Here is a 25,002-nt window from a genome sequence, read left to right on the forward strand (position 1 = left end):
CGGTTCAGTCGGTGGGGAGCAGGACGCCGGGGTTGAGGAGTCCCGCCGGGTCGAGGCGGGCCTTGACGGCGCGCAGCGCGTCGACGGCGAGGGGACCGGCCTCGCGGACGTACCAGTCACGGTGGTCGGTGCCGACGCCGTGGTGGTGGGAGATGGTGCCGCCCGCCGCGAGCACGGCCTCGTTGGCGGCGTGCTTGGCCGGGGTCCAGTGGGTGAGGGGGTCCTCGCCCTGGGCGCTGACGACGGTGAAGTAGAGGGAGGCGCCGTTCTCGTAGACGTGGGAGATGTGGCACATGACCAGGGGCGGGGTGCCGGCGCGGGTGAGGGTGTCGGTGAGGGCGGTGCGGACGGCGGTGTACAGCTCGGGTATCCGGGACCAGAACGCGGCGGTCTCCAGGGTCTCGGCGAAGGCGCCGGCGTCGAGGAGGGCGTCGCGCAGGTAGGGCGCCGAGTAGCGGCCGTGGGCCCAGCGTTCGCCGGGCTCGGTGCCGACGAGGGTGCCGCCGCACTCCCGCAGGACGGCCGCGGCCTCCTCGCGGCGCCGGGCGGTGTCGGCCTCGGTGCCCTCGTAGCCGGTGACGGCGAGGCAGCCGGTGCCGCCTTCGGCCAGGGCGGCACCGATGGCGTCGGGCTGGGCGAGGCCGACCAGGGTCTCCGTCTCGTCGGAGAGCCGGAGCACGGTGGGCCGGGGGCCGTCCTGGGCGAGCCTGCGCAGCGCGGCGGTGCCCTCGGCGAAGGAGGCGAACCGCCAGCCCTCGTACCGGCGTTGCTCCGGCAGGGGACGGACGCGGACGGTGACGGAGGTGATGACGCCGAACGCGCCCTCGGAGCCCAGGATCAGCTGGCGCAGGTCGGGTCCGGCGGCGGAGCGCGGGGCTCGGCCGGCCACGATGGTGCCCTCGGGGGTGGCGAGGGTGAGGCCGAGGACCATGTCGTCGAAGCGGCCGTACCCGGCGGACGCCTGGCCGCTGGAGCGGGCGGCGGCGAAGCCTCCGACGGTGGCCCATTCGAAGGACTGCGGGAAGTGGCCGAGGGTGTACCCGTGGGCGGCGAGCAGGGCTTCGGCCTGCGGGCCGCGCAGGCCGGGCTGGAGGACGGCGGTGCGGGAGACCGGGTCGAGGTCGAGCAGGGTGTCCATCCGGCGCAGGTCCAGGGCGATGAACTCCCCACGCTCGGAGGCGAGTCCGCCGACGACGCTGGTGCCGCCGCCGTACGGGACGACGGCCACCGTGTGCGCGGCGCAGGCCCGCAGCACGGCGAGCACCTCCTCGTGGGAGGCGGGCAGGACCACGGCCTGCGGTACGTCGGTGACGTCGCCGGCGCGGATGCGCAGCAGGTCGGGCGTGGACTTGCCGCGGGTGTGGCGGACACGGCTCTCGGTGTCGGTGCGGACATGGTCCGCCGTGCCCACCGCCCCGGCGAGGTCCTTGAGCGCCGCCGGGGTGAGCGTGGGGGCGGGCAGCTCGATGTCGTTGAGCGCGACGGGAGTTGAGGGGCTCGGGCGGACGCCGAGCAGGTCGCGCAGCAGTCCGGCCACCGCGTCGGGCAGGGGGGCCGCCTTCGCCGGGTCGCCCCAGCCGTTCCACAGCATGTCCATCGAACGGTCGTCCTCACCACGTCGGTTCGGTGTGTGCGGCGCCATCTCCCCCCGGCCGCCGGGGCGTTACACTGTTACACATGACGTCCATCCGTCACAACCGTTCGGACGCCGACACCGTGCTCGACGCGGTGCGCGACTGCGTCCTGGCCGTAGGTGTCCGCCGCACCACCCTCGCCGACGTGGCCCGCCGCGCCGGGGTCTCCCGGATGACGCTTTACCGGCGCTGGCCCGATCTGCGCACCCTGGTGGGCGACTTGATGACCCGCGAGTGGCTCGCCGTGGCCACCCGGGCGATGCCCGCCGAGCCGGACGGCCCGCACACCCGCGCCCGGATCGTGACGGGACTGGTCGCGGGCGTGGCCGCGTTCCGGGACCACCCCCTGTTCCGCAAGATCCTGGACGTCGATCCCGAGCTGCTGCTCCCCTATGTGCTCGACCGGCGCGGCGCCACCCAGGAGGCCCTGCTGACGCTGCTGGCCGAGGCGCTGAGCGAGGGCCACACGGACGGCTCGGTACGCGTGACGCATCCCGAACGGCAGGCCCGCGCCGTGCTGTTGCTGGTGCAGTCCTTCGCGCTGTCGCTGCGCACCATGACCGACGAGGACGACCCCGAGCTGGACGCCGCCGCCTTCCTGGGCGAGCTGCGCACCCTTCTGGAAAGGACCCTCACCCCATGAGCATCCGCGACCGCGCAGACCGTACGGCGGCACCCGGTTCGTCGCTCGACGCCGCCCGCCGCACCCGCGAGCTGGCCACGGCGGCCGGGGGCCGCACGGCCGACCTGCTGGTGGTCGGGCTCGGCGCGACGGGGGCGGGCGTCGCCCTGGACGCGGCGGCTCGCGGTCTGGACGTGGTCGCCGTCGACGCCCATGACCTGGCCTTCGGCACCTCCCGCTGGAGTTCCAAGCTGATCCACGGCGGGCTGCGCTATCTGGCGGCCGGGCAGTTCGACGTGGCGCACGAGAGCGCGGTCGAGCGGGGCGTGCTGATGACGCGTACAGCCCCGCATCTGGTGGCCGCGCAGCCCTTCGTGCTGCCTCTGACCCCGCTGGTGTCACGGGCGCAGGCGTCGCTGGCGTGGGCGGGGTTCCGGGCCGGGGACATGCTGCGGATGGCCGCCCGCACCCCCCGGCAGGTGCTGCCGGTGCCGCGCCGGCTGACGGCGGCCGAGGCCCGGCACCTCGCGCCCTCGGTGCGCGCGGCCGGGCTGCGCGGCGGGCTGCTGTCCTGGGACGGCCGGGTGACCGACGACGCCCGCCTGGTCACCGCCCTGGCCCGGACCGCAGCCGCGCACGGGGCGCGGGTGCTGACCCGCGTCCGGGCCCTGGAACTCGGGCCCACCGGGGCCCGCTTCCGGGACGAACTCACCGGCGAGGAAGGGGAGATCAGGGCGCGGGCCGTCGTCAACGCGACCGGCGTGTGGGCCGGGGGCCTGGTCGACGGCCTCCGCGTACGCCCCTCGCGCGGCACCCACCTCGTACTGCGCTCCGAGCGCCTCGGCGCGCTTCCGGCGGGTCTGCACATACCGGTGCCCGGCGAGACCAACCGCTTCGTGCTGGTGCTGCCGCAGGGTGACGGCCGCACCTACGTGGGGCTCACGGACGAGCCGGTCGAGGGTGGGATCCCGGACGTGCCCGAGGTGCCGGAGACGGACATCGGCTTCCTGCTGGACGTGCTGGGCTCCGTGCTGGACGCGCCGGTGCGCCGGGACGAGGTGGACGGCGCGTTCGCCGGGCTGCGCCCGCTGCTGGACACCTCGGTGCCGGGCGGCCCGGACACCGGCTCCGTGCGCACCTCGGACATCTCACGCCGGCACGCGGTGCTGACCTCGGCGGACGGGGTGGTCACCGTGGTGGGCGGCAAGCTGACGACGTACCGCCGGATGGCGCAGGACGCCGTGGACGCAGCCGTGGCCGCGCGCGGCCTGCCCTCGGCCCCCTCACCGACCGCCGCGCTCCCCCTGGTCGGCGCCGCCGCCCCGGAGCGCCTGCGCGACCTGCCCGCGCCCGCCCGGCTGGTCCGCCGCTACGGCACCGAGGCCCCGGCCGTCCTCGCCCTGGCCGAGCGGGACCCGGCGCTCGCCGAGCCGGTAGTGCCCGGCCACCCGGTCACCCGCGCGGAACTCCTCTGGGCCGCCCGCCACGAGGGCGCCCTCGACCCCTCCGACCTCCTGGACCGCCGCACCCGCATCGGCCTCGTCCCCGAGGACCGCGCCGAGGCGCTCGCGGTGGCCGGGGAGGTGCTGGCGCGGGCCACCCCATCGGGCGTCTGACCTGTTTCGCCGGTTCGCGCCAGGGGCATCCGTTGCGCGTGATGCCCCCCGGCTCCGACGCCCCTCCCCCACCCGCGCGCGCCTCCGTCGACCTGCGCTTCGACGGCTGGATCACCGGCATCGGCACGACGTCCGGCACCCGCCTGGTGTTGGGCCACTGGCCCCGCACCCCCTTCGGCCCCTTCAACGACGTGATGCTGGAACGCGCCGACGGCCACCGCACCTTGCTGGCGCCGACCCGGCAGGTGGCGGACTTCATCGCGGGAACGTACTCCTTCGACGAGGTGCGGGTCGTACCCGTGGGGGTGCGGATCGCCGGGGCGCGGTGGACCATAGCCGCCGGTGCGGTGCTCGACCTCGCCTTCACCGTCGGCCGCCGGGGAACGCTGGGCACCCTGCTCAGGATCGCCGGCCCCCTCGTCTCCCGCCCGGCCTGCGCCGCCGTGACCGACCCGGTCTCGCGGCTGCTGCTGGGCGTGCCCACGCGGGGTTCCGCCGGGGGCGGCCGGTACGAGTGGTATGGCGCCCGCGACCTGCACCGGCTGACCTCCGCGACCACCGTGTTCGACGGCCGAGACCTGGGGCCACTCGCCCCGGTCGACCCCCCGGTCCGCTTCGGCTTCGCCTCGGCACCCCGCACTCCATGCCAGGTCAGGGTGACGACGACGGTACGCGACCCGGGGCCGGCGGCTCAGCGGTGAGTCGACTCATCCCCTCACCCGGTGCTCGTTCGATTCACGGGGCGCCGATCCCATCTGTGCCACCCTCCGCCAGGTGAACACCGGCCACCCGCCTGCATTCCATAAGCCACCGGCTTCCCTGTGGGCCCACCGCGCGAAAGCCTGCCTTGCTCCACGCCCTGACGGCACGGCGGTTGGACGCTTCGGGATCGACGGTCACACGGTCCCACCCCACAACGGTATGCAGGTGCCGGACCAGGGCGCGGGCGGCGTCAGGACCGTAACCCCGGCCCTGGGCACGGGGCGCGAGCACCATGTCAATGCCGCCTTCGTGCGGGCCGGCGGCGACGTACTGGACGTAACCCACGGGGTCCACACCCTTGAGGACCAGCAAGGAGACCACTGCGGGGCGCCGCCTTCCGGTGTACTTGGCGGCCACTTCCTCGCGGCCGAGCGGCTGTCCGCCCCAGTCGCGGACGAACTCGGGGTCGGCGAACCACCGCGCGAGCAGCGGCAGGTGCTCCTCCGTGGCGGGAATGAGCAAGGTCGCCTCCCCCGCGATGCCACCCTCCGGAATCTCCTCCACGACTGCCGGCCCCTTTCGCGCGCGTGTCCCGTCCAGCTCATCCTCGCGATCGCAACGCCGACTCTGCAGCCCTGGCGGTTTCCGAACTGGTCACCAATGCCGTCCAGCATGCGACGAACACGCCCGCACCCGGTCGCTTGGCTCTGACCCTGCGGCACCGTCGCGTACGGCTCACACATCGACCCGGAGGACTCGGACCGACTAACTGCCATGCAGGAGAAGCTATTTGCCGAGAACACGGAAGAACACGATTGAGACGGACCGTCCTAGAAGCCGTCGACCCCGAGCGTGCGGTCATCCGGTTCCGGGCTCCTCTGGCCATTGCCCGTCATGGTGCGTCCGATCGTGCCCTGACGACGTGTGGTTCAGCGCTCCCCAGGGGCAATGGACGCCTTCTCGGCGGGGGACGACGGGACCACTCCGAAATGCTTGGCACGCAGGTCGGACCGCTCAGCCAGGTCGACCAAGGCGCGGGCGTGGTCAGCGCGGGTGACTCGGCTGGTCAGGTCCCCGTCCTCGGTGAGGGCGTATCCGCCGATGGGCGACGTGTCCGGGGCGAAGTCTCCTGCGGGGCTCACCGCCGTCCACCGCAGGTCGGAGGACCTGAACCTCTCCAGCGCAATCCGGTGTCCCTGGGAGAACGGCCGATACTCCGCCGGAAAGCCCTTGGTGTCGACGGCCGGAACGCCGGAGGCGTCGGGCAACAGCGAGGCGATGCTCACCCAGACCAGCCGGGTGACCCCCGCGCTCTGCAGACCGGTCACCAAGCCGTCGGCCGCGGCCCGGAAGAAAGCTCTCGGGTCGGCATCGACCGGCGCCACGGCCGCGATCGCCACGTCCTGGCCCGATGCGGCCCGTGCCACTGCTGCCGGGTCGGTGACATCCGCGTCGGCACCTCTCAAGGACGTCACATGGTGCCCGCGTGCGGTCGCCTCGGCCACGACAGCGCTGCCGGTCCTGCCGCCTGCTCCGAAGATCACGATTCTCATCATGCGCTCGACGCTAGGCCGACTCCCGGTTACCGGTTGGGTACTTAAGCTTGGGCTATGCGCCGACTCTCGCCCGAGACGTTTGACGAACTGTGTCCCTCCTCGATGCTGCCGGTCCGGATGCGGAACAAGTGGGCGCCGTTGGTGCTGCGCCTGCTCGGCGAGGGAGCTCAACCGTTCAGCGAACTGCGCAGGGCGCTGCCGAGGACGAGCCCCAAAGAGCTCACCCGGGCCCTGCGCTCACTCGAACACGACGGATTCCTCACCCATGACGCCGACGCCGCCGACTACACCCTGACTCCACTCGGGCAGAGCCTCCTCGCCGTCCTGCTGGACGTCTATGCCTGGACCGCCGAGCACTGGGACGAACTCATCGACGCCCGCGAGCGCGCAGATCAAGAGACCGGTTTGCGTGTCACCAACGCCTTGACCCGCAATATCCAGAACGCCGGTACCGTCGCCGGCCGCCGAGCTACAGCGCCCGAGGCGGATGCAGCCGTACCCGCGCCCCCACCGCCACGACCAGCACGATCGCGCAGGCCGTGAAGACCAGTCCGGCCCCGCGCACGCCCAGGCCCACCGTCAGGGCGCCCACGCCGACGACCGGGAGGGAGATGCCGAGGTAGGCCACGACGAAGAAGGCCGAGATGGTGGCGCCCCGGTGTTCCGGGGGCGCGGCCGCGCCGACCGCGGTGAGGCCCGCGCGGAAGGCCATGCCCTGCCCGGCGCCGCCGGTGACCGCGCCGACGAGCAGGAGGGGGAGGGACTCCACCAGGAGGGAGGTCCCGACCAGGACGAGGCCGGCGGCGAGTACGGCGCAGCCCCACGGGAGGGCGGCGCGGGCGCCGATGCGGCCCATGAGGAGCTGGCCGCCGGTGGAGGCGCAGAACACGCTGAACACCACGGCGCCGGTCACCGCGAGGTTGTGCTCGCCGAGGGTCTCGGTGAGGAAGGCGGGCGCGACCGCCGTGAACAGGCCGAGCAGGGAGAACCCCGCGAACGCGGCCAGCGCGCAGGGCCCGAACACCCCGCGCACCTCGGGCGGCACCCGCATCCCCTGCGGCCTGAGCGGCGGCCGGGTCCCGTCGTGGTGGACGGTCTCGGTGAGCAGGAGGGTGACGACGAGGGCGACGGCGAGCAGTGCGAGGTGGACGAGGAAGGGCAGGATGAGCGGCCAAGGCGCGTACTGGGCGAGCAGCCCGGAGACCAGCGGCCCGAGCCCGAGCCCGCCCATGTTGGCGGCGGTGGCCGCCAGCGCGGCCCGCCCCCGGTGCTCGGGCGGCGCCAGGTCGAGGACGGCGGCCGTACCGGTGCCGCTCAGCAGGCCCGCCGAGAACCCGGACAGCACCCGGCCGAGGTACAGCAGCGGCAGCCCGCCCTCCAGCAGGAAGCACACCGCGCTGAGCGCGGACAGCGCCAGGGCGCCGATCAGCACCGGACGCCGTCCCAGCACGTCGGAGGCGCCTCCGGCGAGCAGGAGGGCGACGATGACGCCGACCGCGTAGACCGCGAACACCACGGTCACGATCAGCTCGGAGAACCCGATCCGCTCCCGGTACAGCCCGTACAGCGGGGTCGGCAGCGTGGTGCCCATCATGCCCACGGCGAAGACGCCCGCGGCGGCTTTGTAGCCGGGCCGGACGCGTCTCCGGGAGTGCTCTGTGTCGGAGTCGATCACACCTCACCTTGGCACGCGGGCGCCGGTCAGGCGTGACGCGGACACGCCGGGGCATCGGGGGTGTCATGGACTCAAGTGTTCTGGCACAGCGCGGTCGGGGGCAGGCCCGGCGAGCGGCCGACAGCCCGGTGATGACCGCGGCGGCGAAGGCAGGCTTCGTCGCCCGTGGACTGATCTACCTGCTCGTCGGGGTCATAGCCCTGCAGATAGCCCTGGGCGGTGACGGCGGCGGGAAACAGGCCGACCGCGGCGGCGCCCTCGCCGAACTGGCCGAGAAGCCGTTCGGCGCGGCCGTGCTGTGGATCGTCGGCATCGCGCTGGCGGGCATGGCGCTGTGGCGGCTGTCGGAGGCGGTGTTCGGCGGCGCCGGGCCGGACGGGGCGAAGGCGTCGAAGCGGGCGCTGGCCGCCGCGCGCGCCGTGTTCTACGCCTTCGTCTCCTACTCGGTGCTGTCCTACGCGGCTACTCGGTGCTGTCCTACGCGGCCGGGCAGAAGGGCAGCGGCGGCGGCTCCTCGGACCGGCAGAGCGACGATGTGACGGCGATGGCGCTGAAGTGGCCGGGCGGCCAGTGGATCGTTGGCGCCGCCGGGATCGCCGTGATCGGCGCGGGCGTGTGGATGCTGGTCCGGGCCGCGATGAGGAAGTTCCGCAAGCATCTGCGCACCGGCGAGATGTCCCGCACCGCGCGTCGGCTGACCGACGTCCTCGGCATGGGCGGCGGCGTGGCACGCGGGCTGATCTTCGGCATGGCCGGGGTGTTCGCCCTGGTCGCGGCCGTCCAGCACGAGCCGGGCAAGGCCAAGGGGATGGACGACACCCTGCGGTCGTTCCGCGATCTGCCCGCCGGGCCCTGGCTGCTGGCGCTGATCGCGCTGGGGCTGGCCGCGTTCGGGGTCTTCTCCTGGTGCAACGCCCGCTGGCGCGAGGTGTGACCCGGACGGGGGTGCCCCACCTCAGGTGAGGGCGCCGCCGTCGACCCTGAGGACCGCGCCGGTGACGAAGGAGGCGCGGTCGCTCAGCAGCCAGGCGGCGGCCTCGGCGATCTCCTCGGGCCGGGCGGCCCGGCGCAGCGGGGTGTGCGCCTGGAGCCGGTCCTGGAGACCGGGCGACTTGGCCTCCCAGGCGCGCATCATCTCGGTACTGGTGTTGCCCGGCGCGATGGCGTTGACCCGGATGCCCTCGGGGCCGTAGGTGACCGCGGCCGACTCGGTGAGGCTGTTGAGCGCCCGCTTCATCGCGCCGTAGCCGGGCAGTTCGGGGTTGCCGCGCAGGCTGCCGACGGAGGAGTTGTTGACGATGGCTCCGGTGCCGGCGGTGGCCCGGATCGCCGCGACCTCGGCGTTCATGGCGAGCCACTGTCCCTTGAGGTTGACGGTGTAGAGCCGGTCGAACTCGGCCTCGGACAGCTCGTCCAGCGGGCCGGGCGCCTGATTGGCGGCCCCGTTGTTGAAGGCGATGTCCAGGCGTCCGTGGAGCTGTACGACGCGGTCGACGGCGGCGCGCACCGCGTCGGCGTCGGCCAGGTCGCACACCACGTGGTCGGCGGTGCCGCCCCCGGCGCGGATCTCCTCGGTGACCGCCTTGAGCTGGTCCTCGCTGCGGGCGGCGAGCACGACCCGTGCCCCCTCGCGGGCGAAGAGCCGGGCCGCGGCGGCGCCGATGCCGCGTCCGGCTCCGGTGATGAAGGCGACCTTGCCGGGGAGCAGGCCGGGCGCCACGGAAGTGTCTGCTGCTGTGTGGTCCATGCCTTCGAGCCTGCGCCGCTCGGCCCCGCTCATCCAGGCACAGGCGGTACCTGGCCGGCGCCGCGCGCCCGGCGCAGACTGGACGCGTGGACCGAGGAGAACTGGCGGCATTCCTGCGGGGCAGGCGCGAGCGGATCAGCCCGAGCGAGGTGGGGCTGCCCGCCGGGCCGCGCCGCCGTACGCCGGGGCTGCGCCGCGAGGAGGTGGCGCAACTGGCGTTCATCTCCACCGAGTACTACACCCGGCTAGAGCAGGCGCGCGGCCCCCGCCCGTCCCGCGAGGTGCTGTCCGGGCTGGTCAGGGCGCTGCGGCTGACGGACGCCGAGCGGGACCACCTGCACCATCTGGCCGGGGCCCCGCCCGCCCCGCCGCCCGGTCCGCCGCGCGAGGTGCGGCAGAGCGTCCTGGACCTGCTGGCCCGGCTGCCGCAGACGGCGGCCATCGTCACCTCGGCCATCGGCGAGGTGCTGGCCTGGAACGAGCTGGCGGCCGCGCTCATGGAGGACTTCTCCGCACTGCCGCGCCGCGACCGCAACCTGACCCGCCGTGTCTTCCTCGGACCGCACCGGGACGGCGTCCCGCTGTACGGGGTGTCGGACGTGGGCGCGTTCGCCCGCAACTCGGCGCAGCAGCTCCGCGCCGCCTCCGCCCGCTACCCCGGCTCCCCCGAGGTGACCGGGCTGGTGGCCGAACTCCTGGCGGGCAGCGAGGAGTTCGCCCGGCTCTGGGCCGCGTACGACGTGTCCGCGCCGCCCACCCTGCGCAAGACCTTCCAGCACCCGCTGGTCGGCCCCGTGACCGTCAACTGCGATGCCCTGCACGTCCAGGACCGGGACCAGCGGATCGTGCTCTACACCGCCACGCCGGGCTCCGCCTCGGAGGAGGCACTGCGGCTGCTGTCGGTCGTGGGCACGCAGCGGATGGACGTGTCAGGCTGAGCGGCCGCGCTGCCCCTGCGGCGCGTCGTGGCCGGCGTCCGCGGCCCAGGACGACAGGATGCGCAGGCCGTCGTGGGTGGGGCTGCCGGGTTCGGCGGTCCAGACGACCAGCTGCTGGTCGGGGTCACCGACGCAGGCGAGGGCGTCCCAGTCCAGGGTGAGGTCACCGACCAGGGGGTGCCGCAGCACCTTGCTCCCCCGGCTCCGGTTGGCCACCCGGTGGTCGCCCCACCAGCGCCGGAAGTCGTCGTCCCGCAGGGACAGTTCACCGATCAGCGCGGCCATCCGCTGGTCCTGCGGATGGCGTCCGGCCTCCATCCGGAGCATCGCCACACAGGATCGCGCGGTGTGTTCCCAGTCGGCGTGCAATTCGCGCATCGCCGGGTCGGAGAAGATGAGCCACGCGTAATTGCGATTCTTCTCCGGAATACGCGAGAAATCGGTGAGGAGTGCGGCGGCCATGGGATTCCAGTCGAGAATGTCCATACGGCGGCCCATGACGAGTGCGGGTGACGTGGTGAGGTCTTTCAGCACCCGTCGCAATTGCGGATGCGTTTTCTGTACGGTCCGCCGGGGCGGCCGGGTGGTGGTCTTGCCGGCCAGCTCGAACATATAGGCCCGCTCCTCGTCGGAGAGGCGCAGGATCTCGGCGAGGGCGTTCAGCACGGGTGCGGAAGCCTGCCTGCGGCCCTGCTCCAGGCGGGTGTAGTAGTCGGTACTGATCGAGGCCAGCAGGGCGACCTCCTCGCGGCGCAGCCCCTGGACCCGGCGCCGCGCGCCCGCCTCGGGCAGGCCGGCCTCGCGGGGGCTCACCTCGGACCGCCGGGCCTTGAGGAATTCCCCCAGCTCGTTGGAGTCGCTCTGACCGCTCATGGGTCGAGTGTCGCAGAGAACGCCGCCGGTGTGAGGGGGCCAGAACTGTCCCTGGACAACCCGGTCCAGGACCGAAGCGGCCCATTGTCCGGGGGGACGACTCGTGTGAATGTTGATCCGGAGGCCCCGGATGGACCCCTCGGATTTCCGGGCACCGCACATTCAGTTTCCCCCCGAAGAATGGTCTGCGCACAGTGAAGACGAAGGTCACCTTTCCCAGCAACAATCTCGCCCTCGCCGGAATCCTCTTCACGCCGGACGACCACACCGGCGCTCCCCTGCCCGCCGTGGTCGTCTCCCACCCCGGCGGTGGTGTGAAGGAGCAGACGGCGAGCGTCTACGCCGAGCGGCTGGCCCGCGCCGGCTTCGCCGCGCTGGTCTTCGACGCCGCGTACCAGGGCGAGAGCGAGGGCACCCCGCGCGGTCTGGAGAACCCCTTCCAGCGGGCCGAGGACGTCCGGGCCGCCGTCACGTATCTGACCACCCGCGACGACATCGACCCGGCCCGCGTCGGCGCGCTCGGCATCTGCGCGTCCGGTGGCTACGTGCCGTTCGCCGCGCAGACCGACCACCGCGTCAAGGCGGTCGCCACGGTCAGCGCGGTCGACATCCGCAGCCTCCTCGTGGAGGGCCTGGGCCGCACCCAGGGCCCCGAGGTGCTGAGCGCCCTCCTCGACCAGGCGGGCGCCCTGCGCACCGCCGAGGCCCGCGGCGAGGCCCCGGCCACGCTCAACTGGGCGCCGGAGAGCGCCGATGGCCTGGACGAGGCGCCCACCCTCTACCGCGAGGCGCAGGACTACTACCGCACCCCGCGCGGCGGCCACCCCCACTCCACCAACGAGTGGGTGCTGCGCAGCATCGACCAGATCGCCCAGTACGACTCGTACGCGATGGCCGAGCTGATCGCGCCGCGCCCGCTGCTGATGATCGTCGGCTCCGAGGCGGACACCGCCTACTTCAGCCGCGAGGCGATCGAGAAGGCGGCCGAGCCGAAGGAGCTGTTCGTCGTCGACGGCGCCACCCACGTCGCCCTGTACGACGAGGACGCCTACGTCACCCCGGCGGCCGCCAAGCTGGCGGACTTCTTCGGCACCCACCTCGCCTGACCCCGCAACACCCTTAAGGAGCAACGCACATGGAATCAGCACGGTTCAAGAACCGCACCTGGGACGTGGCGGCGGAGCTGCGTCTCCCCGAGGGGTTCGACCCTGCCAAGAAGTACCCGGCGATCATCCGCGCCCACCCGAGCCGCTGATCACCGGCTGCATTCCCGGCTCCCCCGGGGAGCGCGAGCAGGCCGGGATCGAGGACATCGACATCGTGAACGCCGTGGAGTACTACCGCACACCGCGCGGGCAGCACCCCGACTCCCCCGACAAGCTGCGCCTCGCGGGGCTGGAGGCGGCCTTCGGATTCGACGCGTTCCACCTGGCCGAGGTGCTGCTGACCCAGCCGCTCCAGGTCATCGTGGGTGACATCCCTCACAGGCTCCGATGACCTACGGGGCCCCCTTAGTAGGTGACGGACCGTGACGACAAGTGCGCTTTGTCCGTCTTGGCATGGATTTGGATCATGCTGTCCCCCGGGCCGGCCGGTCCCCTCGTCGTGGACCCTCGCTTTCGCAAATCATGAGGGGTTCTGACGGCCCGGCAGCAGCGTGCGGAAGCCGCTGCCGCCGGGTCGGCACGCCTTCGTGACCTTGGCAAGGGGCTCACAGGTCTACGAAGCGCATTAGTACGACAGTCTCTTTGCACGCCCTGTGTGGTCGTCCTAAGAATGACGACTCGCAGGGCGTCTTTGCTGTTCGGGAGGCGGGTTCCACCCAGAGGAAGCCGCGCGGCGGCGCCCGGCGTCTACCGAATGAGGTTTCACGCATGGGAAAGCACCGTAAGAACCAGCAGTACCGGCGGGTGCTGATAGCCGCCGTCGCCGTCGGCGCGGTGGGCGTACCGACCGCCGCCGTGGCCTGCGTCGACTGGAAGGACGACCCCCGGCAGCAGACGGAGGCCACCGCCTGGCAGACGGAACAGAGCGCCCGTCACGAGTCGCCCCGCGTCCCGAAGCAGGACGGTCGGCGCGACCACCGCCCGGCCGCCTCCGCGTCGCCCGCCTCCGCCACGCCCTCCGCTTCCCCGAGCGTTCGCACCCGCACCGAGCACCGGCCCGCCCCGGCGCCCACCCACCACCGCACCGCCCAGGCGACGGCCCCCAAGACGACCAGGGCCACCCAGACCGCCAAGCCCGCCGCCCCCAAGTCGGCCCCCGCGAAGCCCGTTTCGGCGCCCGCCGTGCGCCCGGTCTCCACCGAGCCGCGCCCCGTGCGGACCACCGCCACCACCGCCGCGCCGAGCACCCCGCAGCCCGCCGCGACCGCCTCCGGCGACGTCGCCCGTGTCGTGGAACTGGTCAACGCCGAGCGCGCCAAGGTCGGCTGCTCCCCGGTCAAGCTCAACTCCACGCTGACCAAGGCCGCGCAGGACCACAGCGCCGACATGGCCGCGCACAACACCATGTCGCACACCGGTTCCGACGGCTCCGACCCCGGCTCGCGCATCACCGCCGCCGGCTACCAGTGGAGCGCGTACGGCGAGAACGTCGCGTACGGCTACGCGACGCCCGAGCAGGTCATGGCCGGCTGGATGGACAGCCCCGGCCACCGGGAGAACATCCTCAACTGCTCCTACAAGGAGATCGGCGTGGGCCTGGCCCAGCCCGGCAGCTACTGGACCCAGGACTTCGGCACCGCCCGGTAGCACGTACCCCTCGCCGCGCGGCGTGGCGGGCGGGACGCGTGTCCGCCCCGCCGCGAGGATGGGGCGTCGCGCAGGTCGGCTGGGAGGCGGGTGTCGGGATGACGGTGAACCGTATCGGCTTGGTCGTGCACGCCGGACGCCCGGCCGCGCTCGCCGCGGCGGACGCGGTGCGCGAGTGGTGCGCCGAGCACTCCGTGGGCTGCGCCGACATCGACGTCTGGCAGGAGGGCGCGCGGCACAGCGCCCGCGAGGAGGTCGACAGCGCGGGCGACCCGGACCTCATCGTCACCCTGGGCGGCGACGGCACCTTCCTGCGTGGCGCCCGGCTGGCGGCCGAGAACGACGCCCTGGTGCTCGGGGTCGACCTCGGGCGGGTCGGTTTCCTCACCGAGGTGCCCGCCCCGGCCGTGGGGGCCGCGCTGGACGCGGTGTACGCGGGCCGGTTCGAGGTCGAGAGCCGGATGCTGCTCACCCTGCGGGCCTCGTGCCCGCTGGGCGTGCCCGCGCACATGGCGGACCTGGTGCACTACGGGCGCGGGCCGATGCTGCCCCCGCCGCGGGTGCGCCCGGAGTGCGAGACCGGGGACGACTGGGGCGTGGCCCTGAACGTCACCGCGCTGAACGACGTGGTCGTGGAGAAGCTGGCCAGGGATCGGCAGGTGTCGGTGGGCGTGTACATCGCCGGCCAGCTGCTCGCCTCGTACTCCGCCGACGCGCTGCTGGTGGCGACCCCCACGGGATCGACCGCGTACAGCTTCGCCGCCGGGGGCCCGGTGGTCTCACCGCGCGCCGAGGGGCTGCTGTTCACGCCGGTCGCCCCGCACATGACGTTCAACCGCTCGGTGCTGGCCGCGCCGGACGAGCCGATCGCGTTCCGGGTGCTGGAGCGCTCCGGCCGGGCAGCCGTCAGCATCGACGGCCAGGTGCGGGGCGTGCTCAACCCCGGCGACTGGATCGGCGTGTACGCGTCCCCCCGGCGGCTGCGGGCGGTGCGACTGGGTCCGATGGACTTCTACGGCCGGCTGCGCGAGCGGATGAACCTGACCGACGCGCCCGCGGCGGTCGCGGACGGGCAGGCCGCCCCACTGTGGCCGGTGCGCTCGGCGCCGCCCGGCGATCTCGCCCATCTGGCGCTGCCCACGACTCCCGAGGACGGCCCGCCGCGCCGCTGAGCTGCGGATATGGGGACTCCGCGCGAGCGAGGCCGAAAGGATGTCCAGGTTTCGCGATCCGCGGTGAGAATGTGTCCGGCTTCGGGGCACTAGGAGAGCAGGTACTCCTTCAAGGCTGGAGGCACACCATGCTCGCCATCGGTGTCATTCTGCTCATCATCGGCTTCCTCACCGGGATCTCGATCCTGTGGACGATAGGCATCATCCTCGCGGTGATCGGCGCCATCCTGTGGATTCTGGGCGCCACCGGCCACGCGGTCGCCGGCCGACGGCACTATTGGTGACCCTTCGGTGGTGACCTCTCGGCCCGTCCGGTCCCCCTGATCGCGCTCCCGCGCGGCAGGGGGACCGCTGGTGTGGCCGAACCCCGCATGCGGGACCCCTGAGGCTGCGGGAGGCTACGGACACAGCTGAGAAGGGACCCGCCATGACCTTCGACTCCGCGTCCGTCGAGCCCGTACCCCCGTCCTCACCGCCCCCGCCGCCGGTGCGGCCCTGGCTGGTGGAGGACCTGCCCGCGCTGGACCCCGATCCGTTCCTGGACACGCTCCTGCGCGACGAGCCGGTCACCCGCATCCGCCTGCCCTACGGGGAGGGGCACGCGTGGCTGGTCACCCGGTACGAGGACGTCCGCATGGTCACGTCCGACCCCCGCTTCTCCCGTGCGGAGCTGGTGGGCCGCTCGGTGACCACCATGGCGCCGCAGACCGTGGCCTCGCAGACGGCCGGCCTCCAGTACATCGACCCGCCCCGGCACACCGTCCTGCGCCGGGTCGTGGCGCGGGCGTTCACCGCGAAGAGCATGGCGCGGCTGCGCCCGCTGGCGGAGCGCACCGCCCACCAGATGCTGGCGGGCATGCGGCGCGCGGGCGCCCCCGGCGACCTCATGGAGCATCTGTACACGCCGTTCCCGATCGCGGTGGTCTGCGCCTTCCTCGGCGCCGACGAGGACGACTGGCGCAACTGGGCAGGCAACTCCGAGGCGTTGCTGACGAAGACGGACGCGAAGGAGCGCAACCAGGCGGCCCGCCAGGACACCCGGAGCCGGGTCGTCGCGCTGCTGGAGCGCCGCCGCACCGAGCCCCGCGACGACCTGGCCGGAGTGCTGGCCGCCGCCGCGGCGAGCGGTGAGATCACCGACGACGAGGCGATCTCGCTGGCCATGGCCGTGTACGTCAGCGGCGGGCACGCCGTGCGCAACAACAGCGGCTCCATGATGTACGCGCTGCTCACCCATCCGGACCAGTTCGCGCGGCTGCGCCGGGAGCCGGAGCTGCTGCCCAGGGCGGTGGAGGAGCTGTTCCGGTTCGTCCCGCACCGCAACGGCGTCGGCATCCCCCGTATCGCCACCGAGGACGTGGAGATCGGCGGCCATCTGATCCGCGAGGGCGAGGTGGTCTACAACGCCTACGTCGCCGCCAACCGGGACCCCGCCGCCTTCCCCGCCCCGGACCTGCTGGACTTCGACCGCACCGGCGCGGGGCATGTGGCCTTCGGGCACGGACCGCACTTCTGTCTGGCCGCGCTGATGGCCCGGATGGAGGCCGAGGTGCTGATCAAGGCCGTGCTGGACGAGTTCCCCGCCCTCCGGCTCGCTGTACCACCCGAGGACGTCGAGTTCCAGCGGGACGGCCTGATTCGCGGTCCGAGAACACTGCCGGTGAGCTGGTAGCCGACCCTGAAGTTTGCCCTTGCGTACGCGAGACACCCAGGTCAGGGTCATCACCACACGAAAAAGGGGAAGTCTGGGCGACAAAGCGCGCTCTCAGCATATTTGCAGTTGCAGATTTTGACGCGAGCGCGCGCACCCGGACCGTCCTCCCCCGGTGCGTGCTGCCCCGCTCCGGCGAACGTCCGGGGCCGACCGGCGGTAGGTTGATCTCCATGAGCGACAACGTGTACTTCGACATCACCATCAACGACGAGCCGGCGGGCCGGATCGTGTTCCGCCTCTTCGACGACGTCGTGCCCAAGACCGCGAAGAACTTCCGCGAGCTGGCGACCGGCAAGCACGGCTTCGGCTACGCCGGTTCCCCGTTCCACCGCGTCATCCCGCAGTTCATGCTGCAGGGCGGCGACTTCACCAACGGCAACGGCACCGGCGGCAAGAGCATCTACGGCGAGAAGTTCGCCGACGAGAACTTCAACCTCAAGCACGATCGTCCGTACCTGCTGAGCATGGCGAACGCGGGCCCGAACACCAACGGCTCGCAGTTCTTCGTGACCACGGTCGTCACGCCCTGGCTGGACGGCAAGCACGTCGTCTTCGGCGAGGTCGTCGAGGGCCAGGACATCGTGGACCGCGTCGAGTCCCTCGGCAGCGGCAGCGGCGCCCCCAAGGCCAAGGTGGCGGTCTCCGCGAGCGGCACCGTCTGATCCGCCCCGCCACTCGCCGTGCCCCCGCTTTCCGGGGGCACGGCGGCCGGTGCCCGAATCAGCCCCCGGTGAGTTCCGAGAAGCGCCGGGCATCGATGTTCCCGCCCGAGGCGATGACGCCCACGCGGGGCGGAAGGTTCTCGACGCGCCCGGACAGCAGGGCCGCGAGCGGGGTGGCACCGCTCGGTTCGAGGACGATCTTCAGGCGTTCGAAGGCGAACCGCATGGCGTCGACGATCTCCTCGTCGCTGACCAGGGCGATGGCGTCGACCAGCCGCTGATTGAGCGCGAAGGTGATCTCACCGGGGGTCGGCAGTACCTGCCCGTCTGCGATGGTGCGGGGCACCGGGATGGTGACGCGCGCGCCGGACTCCAGCGAGCGCTTGGTGTCGTCGCCCGCCTCCGGCTCCACCCCGATCACCCGCACCGCCGGGTGGAGGGACTTCGCCACGACGGCACTGCCCGCGATGAGTCCGCCGCCGCCCACCGGAACCACCAGCGCGTCCAGCTCCCCGGTGTCCTCGAGGAGTTCCAGCGCGGCCGTGCCCTGGCCGGCGATGACGTCGAGGTGGTCGTAGGGCGGGATCAGGGCGAGCCCCCGGTCCCTGGCCAGGTCCTCGCCGAGCGCGGTGCGCTCCTGCTTGTAGCGGTCGTAGGTGACGACCTCGGCGCCGTAGCCGAGGGTGGCCTCCAGCTTGGAGCGGGGCGCGTCCTCGGGCATCAGGATGACGGCGGTGGTGCCCAGTTCACGGGCGGCCAGCGCGACCGCCTGGGCGTGGTTGCCGGAGGAGAAGGCGGCGATGCCCTTGGCGAGCTGCTCCGGCGGCAGTTGCACGGCGGCGTTGTACGCGCCTCGGAACTTGAAGGCGCCGACCCGCTGGAAGTTCTCGCACTTGATGAACACCTCCGCCCCGACGCGGGCGTCGAGGGTGCGCGAGGTGAGGACGGGGGTCCGGTGGGCGATGCCCTCCAGGCGGGCGGCGGCCGCGCGGACGTCGTCGAGGGTGAGGTGCGGTTCGGCGGGCATGGTGGGTCCCCCAGGGAGTGATCGGTGGAAGGGCTCGGTGGAAGGGCTCTTACTTCGTGTAGTTGTAGACGGTCGCTCGGGAGACTCCGAGCAGGTCGGCGATGGCCTGGGCGGCGTCCCGCGAGTCGAACCAGCCGTCCTCGCGCAGTTGCCGCACCAGCTCGCGCCTGGCGTCGCGGCCCAGCGATCTCGGGGTGCCCCCGCGCCGAGCGGCCAGCGCCTCCACGGCCCGGCGCAGCTCGCGCGCGTGCCGGTCCCGCAGTGTTTCCAACGGCTCGGCGCCGTGTTCGGTGCCGGTGGCGACGAGGCCCGCCAGGGTGAGCGCGACCGGGGAGAGCACGGACACGTCGAGGTTGAGGCAGAGGGCCGCGATGTAGTCGCCCCGGCTGTTCCGGATGCCGATGGAGGTGCTCTTGGCGGGGCGGCCGTCGGGGAACCGGTTGGGGTAGTTCTGCACGACATCGGGGTAGCGGGGGTCCGCGATGCGGGCCAGGCCCAGTTCGGTCGCGGGATCGCCGGTGGCGCGGCCGGAAAGGTTGTTCTCGACGACCCGGATCGCGTGCGCCGGGTCCCGCAGGTCGTGCAGGACGACCTCGCACAGGCCGGGGAACATCCGCCCCAGGGCGACGGCGATCTTCTCGGCCTCGCCCAGCAGATGCTCGTCCTCGTCCACCGACACCCCTCATGCTGGACGGATTTTCCAGTTCTGGACGATACCTCTGCCCCGGCCCTCGGCACCATGGTTTTTCAGCGACCGCAGATCAATCCGGTTGGCCGGGCAGGGTGACTGTGGCAGCGTGCGCGGCCGGTAGAACCCCTACTCACTCCTAGGTCGTGTCCGTGCCCGTCGATGTCCAGAGCTTCGCCGCCGCCAACCTCCTGCGCCGCCCGCAGCCGGTCCGGATCGGCGGCTTCGTGGCGGGGTTCGACCCTGCCACGACCAGCCCGTACGTCAACTACGCCACCCCGCTGCCCGGCTTCGCGCCGACGGATGCCGAAGTGGTGGCCCTGGTGGGCGAGTTCCGCGAGCGCGGGCTGCTCCCCCGGCTGGAGTTCGCGCCGGACGCCGCGCCGGAGGTGGCACCGGCGCTGCGCCGGGCGGGCTTCGCCACTGAAGCGGTGCACGAGTACCTGGTCTGCACCCCGGCCACGCTGACCCTTCCCGCCGGCCTTCCCCGGGCGGAGGCCCCTTGCTCGGACGAGGAGTTCGCGGAGATCGACACGGCGCTGTCCGAGGCGTTCGGCGGGGAGTTCCCGGCGTCCGCCGAGGGTGCGGCACGGCTACGGCGGGTCCAGGAGCGCGGCGGGGCGGTCCGGTTCGTGCGCGCGGACGACGACGGCTGTGCCGGGGCGGCCAGTTGCTCGGCGCCCGCCGAGGGCACGGCCGAGCTGGCCGGGGTGGGCACGCGTCCCGCACACCGGGGCCGGGGCGTGGCGGCCGCCGTCACTTCCGCGCTGGCCGGGGTGATGTTCGAGCGGGGCGCGGGCTCGGTGTGGCTGGAGTACTCGGGTGACGGCTCCCGGCGGGTGTACGAGCGGGTCGGCTTCCGGCCGGGCGGCACCCGGCTGTATCTACGGCTGGGGCGCCCGCTTCCTTAGCGGCGTGTTAGATCTGCGCGTCGTCCCTTGTCCGGGGCGGGTGCGCGGCGCATGCTCGGGCGGCACTCGGGTCCGGCGTCCCACGGCGGCGGGCCCCGTCCCCCTCGTCTGGAGCCGCCATGTCCGCGTCCGCCGCCCCACCCACGGTGACACCCGCCGCCCGCCGTTTCGCCCTGATCGGCGGCTCGCTGGGCAATCTCGTGGAGTGGTACGACTGGTTCGTCTACGCCAGCTTCGCCATCTACTTCGCGGACTCCTTCTTCCCCGGTGACAATCCGACGACCAAGCTGCTGAACACGGCCGGCATCTTCGCGGTCGGGTTCCTGATGCGGCCGGTCGGCGGCTGGGTGCTGGGGCGGGCGGCGGACCGGCACGGCCGTAAGAGCGCGCTGACCCTGACCGTCACCATGATGTCGGTGGCGGCCCTGCTGATCGCCGTCGCGCCGACCTACGGCCAGGCGGGCTACTTCGGCGCGCTGGTGCTGCTGCTGGCGCGGCTGCTCCAGGGCCTGAGCATCGGTGGCGAGTACGCGGCCAGCGCCACCTATCTGACCGAGGCGTCCGCGCGGAACCGGCGCGGTCTCGGCTCGTCCTTCCAGTATGTGTCCATGACGTGCGGGCAGTTGCTGGGCCTGGCGATCCTGATCACGATGCAGCACACCCTGACCACGGAGCAGCTGCAGAGCTGGGGCTGGCGGGTGCCGTTCGTGCTGGGCGCGGTGTTCGCGCTGGTGGTGTTCTGGCTGCGGCGGCGGCTGACGGAGACGGAGGCGTTCACCGAGGAGACGGGCGGCGGCGCCGACACCGCGCGCGGCTCGCTCAAGGCGCTGTGGGAGCACCGTCGGCAGGCCGGTCTGGTGATGGCGCTCACCCTGGGCGGCACGGTGGCCTACTACACGTACACCACGTATCTCACCAAGTATCTGATCGGCAGCGCGGGCATGGCCAAGTCGACTGCCACGCTGGTGAGTTTCACCGCGCTGGCGGTGTTCGCGGCGATCCAGCCGCTGGCCGGGATGCTCTCCGACCGGATCGGCCGCAGGCCGCTGCTGATCACCTTCGCGGTGGGGTGCACGGTGGGCACGTATCCGATCATGACGGCGCTCGGGTCGGCGCACTCGTACTGGTCGGCGCTGGGTCTTTCGCTGCTGGCGCTGGTGATCGTCACCGGGTACACCTCGATCAACGCGGCCGTGAAGGCGGAGCTGTTCCCGACCCGTGTCCGCGCGCTCGGCGTGGCCCTGCCGTACGCGCTGGCCAACGCCCTGTTCGGCGGGACGGCGGAGTACGTGGCGCTGTGGTTCAAGGACGCCGGTCACGAGAAGATGTTCTTCTGGTACGTGTCGGGGTGCGCGCTGGTCTCGCTGGTCACCTACGTACTGATGCCGGACACCCGTGACACCGCGCTGAGCCGGGCCGAGGCGGAGGCGGAGGCGGAGTCGGACACCGGTTCCGGGCTCACCCCCGCGAAGGCCGCCGGCTGACCCGGTGCGGTCCGGGCCCGGCCGGCCGGCATAAGCTGCGGCCCAGGTCACCACGGCACGAGGACTTCCCATGCACGCGCTGCTCGTCGAGGACGACGACCGGATGGCCCAGGCGCTGACCACGGCCCTGGCCCAGCGCGGCCACACCGTGCGCCGGGCCGCCCGCGCCCTGGACGCGCTGCGGCACGTGCGGGAGGCCGAGTTCGTGCTGCTGGATCTCGGACTGCCCGACCTGGACGGTCTGGAGCTGCTGCGGCGGCTGCGCACCGTATGCGGCGCGCCGCTGATCGTGGTGACGGCCCGCTGCGAGGAACGGGACATCGTGCAGGCGCTGCGGGCGGGCGCGGACGACTACGTGGTGAAGCCGTTCCGGATGAACGAGCTGATGGCCCGCATCGACACCGTCCGCCGCCGCACCGGCGCGGCGATGCCGCCGTCGCGCGCGGACGCCGGCCGGGGTCCGGTGCGGGCCGGGGACGTGGAGGTGGACCTCGCGGGCCGCACGGTCACCGTCGCGGGTACGGAAGTACGGCTGACCCGGCGGGAGTTCGATGTGCTGGCGGTGCTGGCCGCCCGGCCGGAGGAGGTGCACTCCCGCGAGGAGATCCTCGACCGGATCTGGGGGGACGCGTTCCTCGCCGCGTCCCGCTCGCTGGATGTGCATGTGGCCGGTGTCCGCGCCAAGACGGGCCGGGCCGAACTGGTCCGTACCGTACGGGGGTTCGGCTACCAGCTGGGCTCGCCGGGGCGGGAGCCGGGTACGCGATGAGGCGCAGGCTGCTGGCCGTGCTGATGGTGCTGATGGGGGCGGCGGCACTGCTGCTGTCCGTCCCGCTGGCCGAGTCCTACGCCGCGGGACGCACCGAGCATCTGCTGCTCCAACGGCGGGCGGACGCCGTACGGTTCGCCGACCTCGCGGACCGGGTCCGCTCCCCCGCCGACCGCACCGAGCTGTCCACCGAGATCCGCCGGTACGCGGGGCTGTACGGCGCCTCCGTGGCGGTGTCGGACACGGCGGGCCGGACGGTCGCGCGGGCCGGGAGTCCGGTGCCGTCGGCCGCGGCGCGGGAGGCGCTGGGCCGGGCGCTGACCGGGCGGTCCACCGAGCGGCTGCCCACGGTGCGGCCGTGGGGTCCGCACCGGCTGGTGCTGGCCGAGCCGGTGGGCCGGGACGAGCGGGTGAGCGGGGCGGTGCTGATGGCCGTGCCGACCGGGGCGGCGCGCCGGGACGTGACCGTGCGCTGGCTGCTGATCGCATGCGGCGCGCTGGCCGCTTTCGCGGCGGCGGGCATGGTCGCGGCGGGGATCACCCGCTGGCTGATGCGTCCGGTCCGCGATCTCGACCGCGCGGTGGCGCGGCTGGCCTCGGGCCGGCTGGAGGCGCGGGCCGTGTCGGACACCGGGCCTCCCGAACTGCGCAGTCTGCGGGAGCAGTTCAACGCCATGGCGGAGGCGGTCGCGGACTCGATCGGGCGCCAGCGGGCCTTTGTCGCGGATGCCTCGCACCAGTTGCGCAATCCGCTGGCCACGCTGGTGCTGCAACTGGAGAACGTGGAACCGCATCTCGCGCCGGGCCCCGGCCGCCAGGAGCACGCCCGCGCTCTGGACGAGACGGAGCGGCTGGCCGAACTTCTCGACGGGCTGCTGGCGTTGGCGCGGGTGGAGTCGGGTTCGGCCGAGCAGGTCGAGCAGGACCTGTCCGGCGCGGTGACGGCACGGGTGGCGGCCTGGGAGCCGGTGTTCGACGCCTCGGAGCTGACGCTCACCGGGGACGGGGTGCCACCGGGGCTGCGGGTGCGGGCGGTGCCGGACGCGGTGGGGCGGGTGCTGGACGCGGCGCTGGACAACGCGGTGAAGTTCGTGCCGTCCGGCGGCCGGGTGACCGTGTCCGCCGAGAGCGACGGGGACGGTCAGGTCGTGGTGCGGGTGTCCGACGACGGGCCCGGTGTCCCCGAGGACCAACTCCCTCTCCTCACCCGGCGTTTCGTACGTGCTCCCGAGCATCAGAACGTGCCCGGCACCGGCCTGGGTCTGGCCATCGCGGACGAGATCGCCCGGCTCAGCGGCGGACGGCTGACGGTACGGGCCGCGACTCCGCGCGGTCTGCTGGTGGAGCTGCGGCTGCCGGGCGCCCTGAGCGGTCAGCCGTACACGGACCGGTAGTACGCCACGGCCCCCGGATGCAGCGGGAGATCGCCGGTGGCGACGGCGAATCGGGGTTCCAGTCGCGCGCCCGCGGTCACCTCGCGCAGCAGCACCCGCCACCGGTCGAACACCACCCGCAGCACGTCCCGCGCCTCCCGCTCCGGGACCTGGGCGCGGGCCAGCAGATAGTTGCCGACGCCGATGGTGGTGACCGGCCGGGTGAGCCCGTAGGCCCCCGCCGGAAGGGTGACCGCCGAGTACACCGGGCCGTACGCCTCGCGCAGTGCCTCCGCCTCGGCCTCCAACGACACGAAACGCAAGGGGAGTTCTCGGGCGAGGGCCGACAGGGCCGGGGTGGGTACCCCGCCCGCCCAGACCACGGCGTCCACGGTGCCCCGGCGCAGCGCGGTCACCGACTCGGCGAGCCCCAGCCGCTGTTCGCGCACCGCCCGCCCACCCGTCAGCCCCGCCACCCCCAGCAGGCGCCCGGCGAGCACCTGGGCCCCGGAGCCGGTGGCGCCCGTGGCGACCGGGCGGCCCGCGAGGTCGGCCACGGAGCGCACCGGCCCGTCGGCACGCGTCAGCAGATGCGTGTAGTTGACGTAGACACGGGCGAGCGCGGTCACGCGGGCCGGAGCCGTGAAGGGCGCCTCTGCGTGCAGCGCCTGCTCGGCGGCGTCCGCCATCGCGATGGCGAGGTCGGCCGAACCGGACGCCAGGCGACGCAGGTTGTCCACGCTGGCGGCGGTGCTCACCGGCGTGATGCGCGGGTGCGGCGGGGTGCGCTCGGCCTGCTCGGCGAGGGCGTGGCCGAAGGCGTGGTACGGCCCGCCGGGCGCGCCCGTGGCCAGGGTGAGCCGCCGGTGCGGGCCGCCGTCCCGGGCGCAGCCGGGCAGCGCGAGGGCCGGTCCGCCCAGCAGGGCGGACCGCAGCAGCCCACGTCGGCTGATCGGTCGGCCGGTCACCGCGGCAGCGTAACGCCCCCGCCGAAGCCCGCTGGAGGGCGGCCGGTCGGCCCGCTCCCGGCGGATGCCGCTATCGTTTGCGCCCTAGGGGCTTTCTTCCGGATCAGGCCCGCTCGGG

25 protein-coding genes and 1 pseudogene are annotated in these 25,002 nt (G+C 73.1%); 17 read left to right on the forward strand and 9 right to left on the reverse strand.

The features are described 5' to 3' along the window. Window positions 1-4: 4 nt before the first annotated feature. Entirely contained in the window at window positions 5-1,597 is a 1,593-nt protein-coding gene (locus tag ACIGA3_RS11000) for an FAD-binding oxidoreductase (protein ID WP_399713027.1), read from the reverse strand. An 80-nt stretch (window positions 1,598-1,677) separates the two neighbouring features. Here ACIGA3_RS11000 and ACIGA3_RS11005 point away from each other — a divergent pair, with 80 nt between their 5' ends. Genes ACIGA3_RS11005 through ACIGA3_RS11015 form a run of 3 tightly spaced genes read left to right on the forward strand, consistent with a single transcriptional unit; the run spans window position 1,678 to window position 4,573 of the window. Next, window positions 1,678-2,277 (forward strand): TetR/AcrR family transcriptional regulator, encoded by a 600-nt coding sequence (locus ACIGA3_RS11005; protein ID WP_399713029.1) that lies wholly within the window; start codon window positions 1,678-1,680, stop codon window positions 2,275-2,277. Continuing rightward, window positions 2,274-3,872: a glycerol-3-phosphate dehydrogenase/oxidase gene (locus ACIGA3_RS11010; protein WP_399713031.1), complete on the forward strand. Its 1,599-nt coding sequence runs from the start codon at window positions 2,274-2,276 to the stop codon at window positions 3,870-3,872. Before ACIGA3_RS11005 ends, ACIGA3_RS11010 begins: the two co-directional genes overlap by 4 nt. A 41-nt stretch (window positions 3,873-3,913) precedes the next feature. Further along, window positions 3,914-4,573, forward strand: coding sequence for a hypothetical protein (locus tag ACIGA3_RS11015; protein ID WP_399713983.1), 660 nt, complete (start codon window positions 3,914-3,916; stop codon window positions 4,571-4,573). A 34-nt stretch (window positions 4,574-4,607) separates the two neighbouring features. On the opposite strand, the gene ACIGA3_RS11020 is transcribed toward ACIGA3_RS11015, so the two are convergent. Both ACIGA3_RS11020 and ACIGA3_RS11025 read right to left on the reverse strand, forming a co-directional pair. Further along, entirely contained in the window at window positions 4,608-5,138 is a 531-nt protein-coding gene (locus tag ACIGA3_RS11020) for a GNAT family N-acetyltransferase (RefSeq protein WP_399713033.1), read from the reverse strand. A 365-nt stretch (window positions 5,139-5,503) separates the two neighbouring features. Beyond that, window positions 5,504-6,127 carry an NAD(P)-dependent oxidoreductase gene (locus ACIGA3_RS11025; RefSeq protein WP_399713985.1) on the reverse strand — a complete coding sequence of 208 codons (624 nt, stop codon included), beginning with the start codon at window positions 6,125-6,127 and terminating at the stop codon, window positions 5,504-5,506. A gap of 57 nt (window positions 6,128-6,184) precedes the next feature. Here ACIGA3_RS11025 and ACIGA3_RS11030 point away from each other — a divergent pair, with 57 nt between their 5' ends. Further along, on the forward strand, window positions 6,185-6,673 hold the full coding sequence (locus ACIGA3_RS11030; protein ID WP_399713036.1) for a winged helix-turn-helix transcriptional regulator: 489 nt from the start codon (window positions 6,185-6,187) through the stop codon (window positions 6,671-6,673). Here ACIGA3_RS11030 and ACIGA3_RS11035 read toward each other — a convergent pair. After that, window positions 6,600-7,805, reverse strand: coding sequence for an MFS transporter (locus ACIGA3_RS11035; RefSeq protein ID WP_399713038.1), 1,206 nt, complete (start codon window positions 7,803-7,805; stop codon window positions 6,600-6,602). The genes ACIGA3_RS11030 and ACIGA3_RS11035 overlap by 74 nt on opposite strands. A gap of 131 nt (window positions 7,806-7,936) precedes the next feature. On the opposite strand from ACIGA3_RS11035, the pseudogene ACIGA3_RS11040 reads away from it, so the two are divergent. Further along, window positions 7,937-8,739 (forward strand): annotated as a pseudogene (locus ACIGA3_RS11040) (DUF1206 domain-containing protein). Window positions 8,740-8,760: 21 nt separating this feature from the next. On the opposite strand, the gene ACIGA3_RS11045 reads toward ACIGA3_RS11040, so the two are convergent. Continuing rightward, on the reverse strand, window positions 8,761-9,552 hold the full coding sequence (locus tag ACIGA3_RS11045; RefSeq protein ID WP_399713041.1) for an SDR family NAD(P)-dependent oxidoreductase: 792 nt from the start codon (window positions 9,550-9,552) through the stop codon (window positions 8,761-8,763). 86 nt (window positions 9,553-9,638) lie between these two features. Here ACIGA3_RS11045 and ACIGA3_RS11050 point away from each other — a divergent pair, with 86 nt between their 5' ends. Further along, window positions 9,639-10,490 carry a helix-turn-helix transcriptional regulator gene (locus tag ACIGA3_RS11050; protein ID WP_399713044.1) on the forward strand — a complete coding sequence of 284 codons (852 nt, stop codon included), beginning with the start codon at window positions 9,639-9,641 and terminating at the stop codon, window positions 10,488-10,490. On the opposite strand, the gene ACIGA3_RS11055 is transcribed toward ACIGA3_RS11050, so the two are convergent. Continuing rightward, the gene (locus tag ACIGA3_RS11055; protein ID WP_399713046.1) at window positions 10,482-11,363 is read right to left on the reverse strand and encodes a helix-turn-helix domain-containing protein; all 882 of its coding nucleotides are present in this window, start codon (window positions 11,361-11,363) and stop codon (window positions 10,482-10,484) included. The two genes, ACIGA3_RS11050 and ACIGA3_RS11055, sit on opposite strands and share 9 nt — an antisense overlap. Window positions 11,364-11,557: 194 nt before the next feature. Between ACIGA3_RS11055 and ACIGA3_RS11060 the strand changes: the two genes are divergently transcribed. The 7 genes from ACIGA3_RS11060 (at window position 11,558) to ACIGA3_RS11090 (ending at window position 17,664) form a co-directional block, all read left to right on the forward strand. Then, window positions 11,558-12,469, forward strand: a complete 912-nt coding sequence (locus ACIGA3_RS11060) for an alpha/beta hydrolase (RefSeq protein WP_399713049.1) — start codon at window positions 11,558-11,560, stop codon at window positions 12,467-12,469. A gap of 214 nt (window positions 12,470-12,683) precedes the next feature. Then, window positions 12,684-12,860, forward strand: coding sequence for a hypothetical protein (locus tag ACIGA3_RS11065; protein WP_399713052.1), 177 nt, complete (start codon window positions 12,684-12,686; stop codon window positions 12,858-12,860). 377 nt (window positions 12,861-13,237) lie between these two features. Then, window positions 13,238-14,116, forward strand: coding sequence for a CAP domain-containing protein (locus ACIGA3_RS11070; protein ID WP_399713055.1), 879 nt, complete (start codon window positions 13,238-13,240; stop codon window positions 14,114-14,116). Window positions 14,117-14,214: 98 nt separating this feature from the next. Beyond that, window positions 14,215-15,288 (forward strand): NAD(+)/NADH kinase, encoded by a 1,074-nt coding sequence (locus tag ACIGA3_RS11075; RefSeq protein WP_399713058.1) that lies wholly within the window; start codon window positions 14,215-14,217, stop codon window positions 15,286-15,288. 128 nt (window positions 15,289-15,416) lie between these two features. Next, entirely contained in the window at window positions 15,417-15,572 is a 156-nt protein-coding gene (locus ACIGA3_RS11080) for a DUF6131 family protein (protein ID WP_135793346.1), read from the forward strand. 143 nt (window positions 15,573-15,715) lie between these two features. Further along, entirely contained in the window at window positions 15,716-16,960 is a 1,245-nt protein-coding gene (locus ACIGA3_RS11085; protein WP_399713061.1) for a cytochrome P450, read from the forward strand. 212 nt (window positions 16,961-17,172) lie between these two features. After that, window positions 17,173-17,664, forward strand: coding sequence for a peptidylprolyl isomerase (locus ACIGA3_RS11090; protein ID WP_399713064.1), 492 nt, complete (start codon window positions 17,173-17,175; stop codon window positions 17,662-17,664). A gap of 58 nt (window positions 17,665-17,722) precedes the next feature. Here ACIGA3_RS11090 and ACIGA3_RS11095 read toward each other — a convergent pair whose 3' ends face one another. Both ACIGA3_RS11095 and ACIGA3_RS11100 read right to left on the reverse strand, forming a co-directional pair. Continuing rightward, window positions 17,723-18,691: a threo-3-hydroxy-L-aspartate ammonia-lyase gene (locus ACIGA3_RS11095; protein WP_399713067.1), complete on the reverse strand. Its 969-nt coding sequence runs from the start codon at window positions 18,689-18,691 to the stop codon at window positions 17,723-17,725. 49 nt (window positions 18,692-18,740) lie between these two features. Continuing rightward, window positions 18,741-19,364: a transcriptional regulator gene (locus ACIGA3_RS11100; protein WP_399713070.1), complete on the reverse strand. Its 624-nt coding sequence runs from the start codon at window positions 19,362-19,364 to the stop codon at window positions 18,741-18,743. A 167-nt stretch (window positions 19,365-19,531) separates the two neighbouring features. Here ACIGA3_RS11100 and ACIGA3_RS11105 point away from each other — a divergent pair, with 167 nt between their 5' ends. The 4 genes from ACIGA3_RS11105 (at window position 19,532) to ACIGA3_RS11120 (ending at window position 23,937) form a co-directional block, all read left to right on the forward strand. Beyond that, complete coding sequence (locus tag ACIGA3_RS11105; protein WP_399713073.1) at window positions 19,532-20,290, forward strand: GNAT family N-acetyltransferase; 759 nt, start codon at window positions 19,532-19,534, stop codon at window positions 20,288-20,290. Between the two features lie 119 nt (window positions 20,291-20,409). Then, entirely contained in the window at window positions 20,410-21,774 is a 1,365-nt protein-coding gene (locus ACIGA3_RS11110) for an MFS transporter (RefSeq protein WP_399713075.1), read from the forward strand. A gap of 70 nt (window positions 21,775-21,844) precedes the next feature. Then, window positions 21,845-22,543, forward strand: coding sequence for a response regulator transcription factor (locus ACIGA3_RS11115; RefSeq protein WP_399713078.1), 699 nt, complete (start codon window positions 21,845-21,847; stop codon window positions 22,541-22,543). Further along, window positions 22,540-23,937: an ATP-binding protein gene (locus ACIGA3_RS11120; RefSeq protein WP_399713080.1), complete on the forward strand. Its 1,398-nt coding sequence runs from the start codon at window positions 22,540-22,542 to the stop codon at window positions 23,935-23,937. The genes ACIGA3_RS11115 and ACIGA3_RS11120 overlap by 4 nt, the downstream gene beginning before the upstream one ends. Here ACIGA3_RS11120 and ACIGA3_RS11125 read toward each other — a convergent pair. After that, entirely contained in the window at window positions 23,916-24,884 is a 969-nt protein-coding gene (locus ACIGA3_RS11125; protein WP_399713083.1) for a TAXI family TRAP transporter solute-binding subunit, read from the reverse strand. The two genes, ACIGA3_RS11120 and ACIGA3_RS11125, sit on opposite strands and share 22 nt — an antisense overlap. Between the last annotated feature and the right edge of the window lie 118 nt (window positions 24,885-25,002).

It is taken from the genome of Streptomyces sp. NPDC085596, from assembly GCF_044541565.1.
Classification (GTDB): Bacteria; Actinomycetota; Actinomycetes; order Streptomycetales; family Streptomycetaceae; genus Streptomyces.

What these genes read in the sequence shown, in the direction of transcription:
- ACIGA3_RS11120 (WP_399713080.1), top strand. Translation starts at nt 22,540, where the DNA reads ATGAGGCGCAGGCTGCTGGCCGTGCTGATGGTGCTGATGGGGGCGGCG.
- ACIGA3_RS11045 (WP_399713041.1), bottom strand. Translation starts at nt 9,552, where the DNA reads ATGGACCACACAGCAGCAGACACTTCCGTGGCGCCCGGCCTGCTCCCC.
- ACIGA3_RS11080 (WP_135793346.1), top strand. Translation starts at nt 15,417, where the DNA reads ATGCTCGCCATCGGTGTCATTCTGCTCATCATCGGCTTCCTCACCGGG.
- ACIGA3_RS11095 (WP_399713067.1), bottom strand. Translation starts at nt 18,691, where the DNA reads ATGCCCGCCGAACCGCACCTCACCCTCGACGACGTCCGCGCGGCCGCC.
- ACIGA3_RS11075 (WP_399713058.1), top strand. Translation starts at nt 14,215, where the DNA reads ATGACGGTGAACCGTATCGGCTTGGTCGTGCACGCCGGACGCCCGGCC.
- ACIGA3_RS11090 (WP_399713064.1), top strand. Translation starts at nt 17,173, where the DNA reads ATGAGCGACAACGTGTACTTCGACATCACCATCAACGACGAGCCGGCG.
- ACIGA3_RS11070 (WP_399713055.1), top strand. Translation starts at nt 13,238, where the DNA reads ATGGGAAAGCACCGTAAGAACCAGCAGTACCGGCGGGTGCTGATAGCC.
- ACIGA3_RS11005 (WP_399713029.1), top strand. Translation starts at nt 1,678, where the DNA reads ATGACGTCCATCCGTCACAACCGTTCGGACGCCGACACCGTGCTCGAC.
- ACIGA3_RS11000 (WP_399713027.1), bottom strand. Translation starts at nt 1,597, where the DNA reads ATGGACATGCTGTGGAACGGCTGGGGCGACCCGGCGAAGGCGGCCCCC.
- ACIGA3_RS11015 (WP_399713983.1), top strand. Translation starts at nt 3,914, where the DNA reads ATGCCCCCCGGCTCCGACGCCCCTCCCCCACCCGCGCGCGCCTCCGTC.
- ACIGA3_RS11030 (WP_399713036.1), top strand. Translation starts at nt 6,185, where the DNA reads ATGCGCCGACTCTCGCCCGAGACGTTTGACGAACTGTGTCCCTCCTCG.
- ACIGA3_RS11025 (WP_399713985.1), bottom strand. Translation starts at nt 6,127, where the DNA reads ATGAGAATCGTGATCTTCGGAGCAGGCGGCAGGACCGGCAGCGCTGTC.
- ACIGA3_RS11085 (WP_399713061.1), top strand. Translation starts at nt 15,716, where the DNA reads ATGACCTTCGACTCCGCGTCCGTCGAGCCCGTACCCCCGTCCTCACCG.
- ACIGA3_RS11010 (WP_399713031.1), top strand. Translation starts at nt 2,274, where the DNA reads ATGAGCATCCGCGACCGCGCAGACCGTACGGCGGCACCCGGTTCGTCG.
- ACIGA3_RS11055 (WP_399713046.1), bottom strand. Translation starts at nt 11,363, where the DNA reads ATGAGCGGTCAGAGCGACTCCAACGAGCTGGGGGAATTCCTCAAGGCC.
- ACIGA3_RS11115 (WP_399713078.1), top strand. Translation starts at nt 21,845, where the DNA reads ATGCACGCGCTGCTCGTCGAGGACGACGACCGGATGGCCCAGGCGCTG.
- ACIGA3_RS11110 (WP_399713075.1), top strand. Translation starts at nt 20,410, where the DNA reads ATGTCCGCGTCCGCCGCCCCACCCACGGTGACACCCGCCGCCCGCCGT.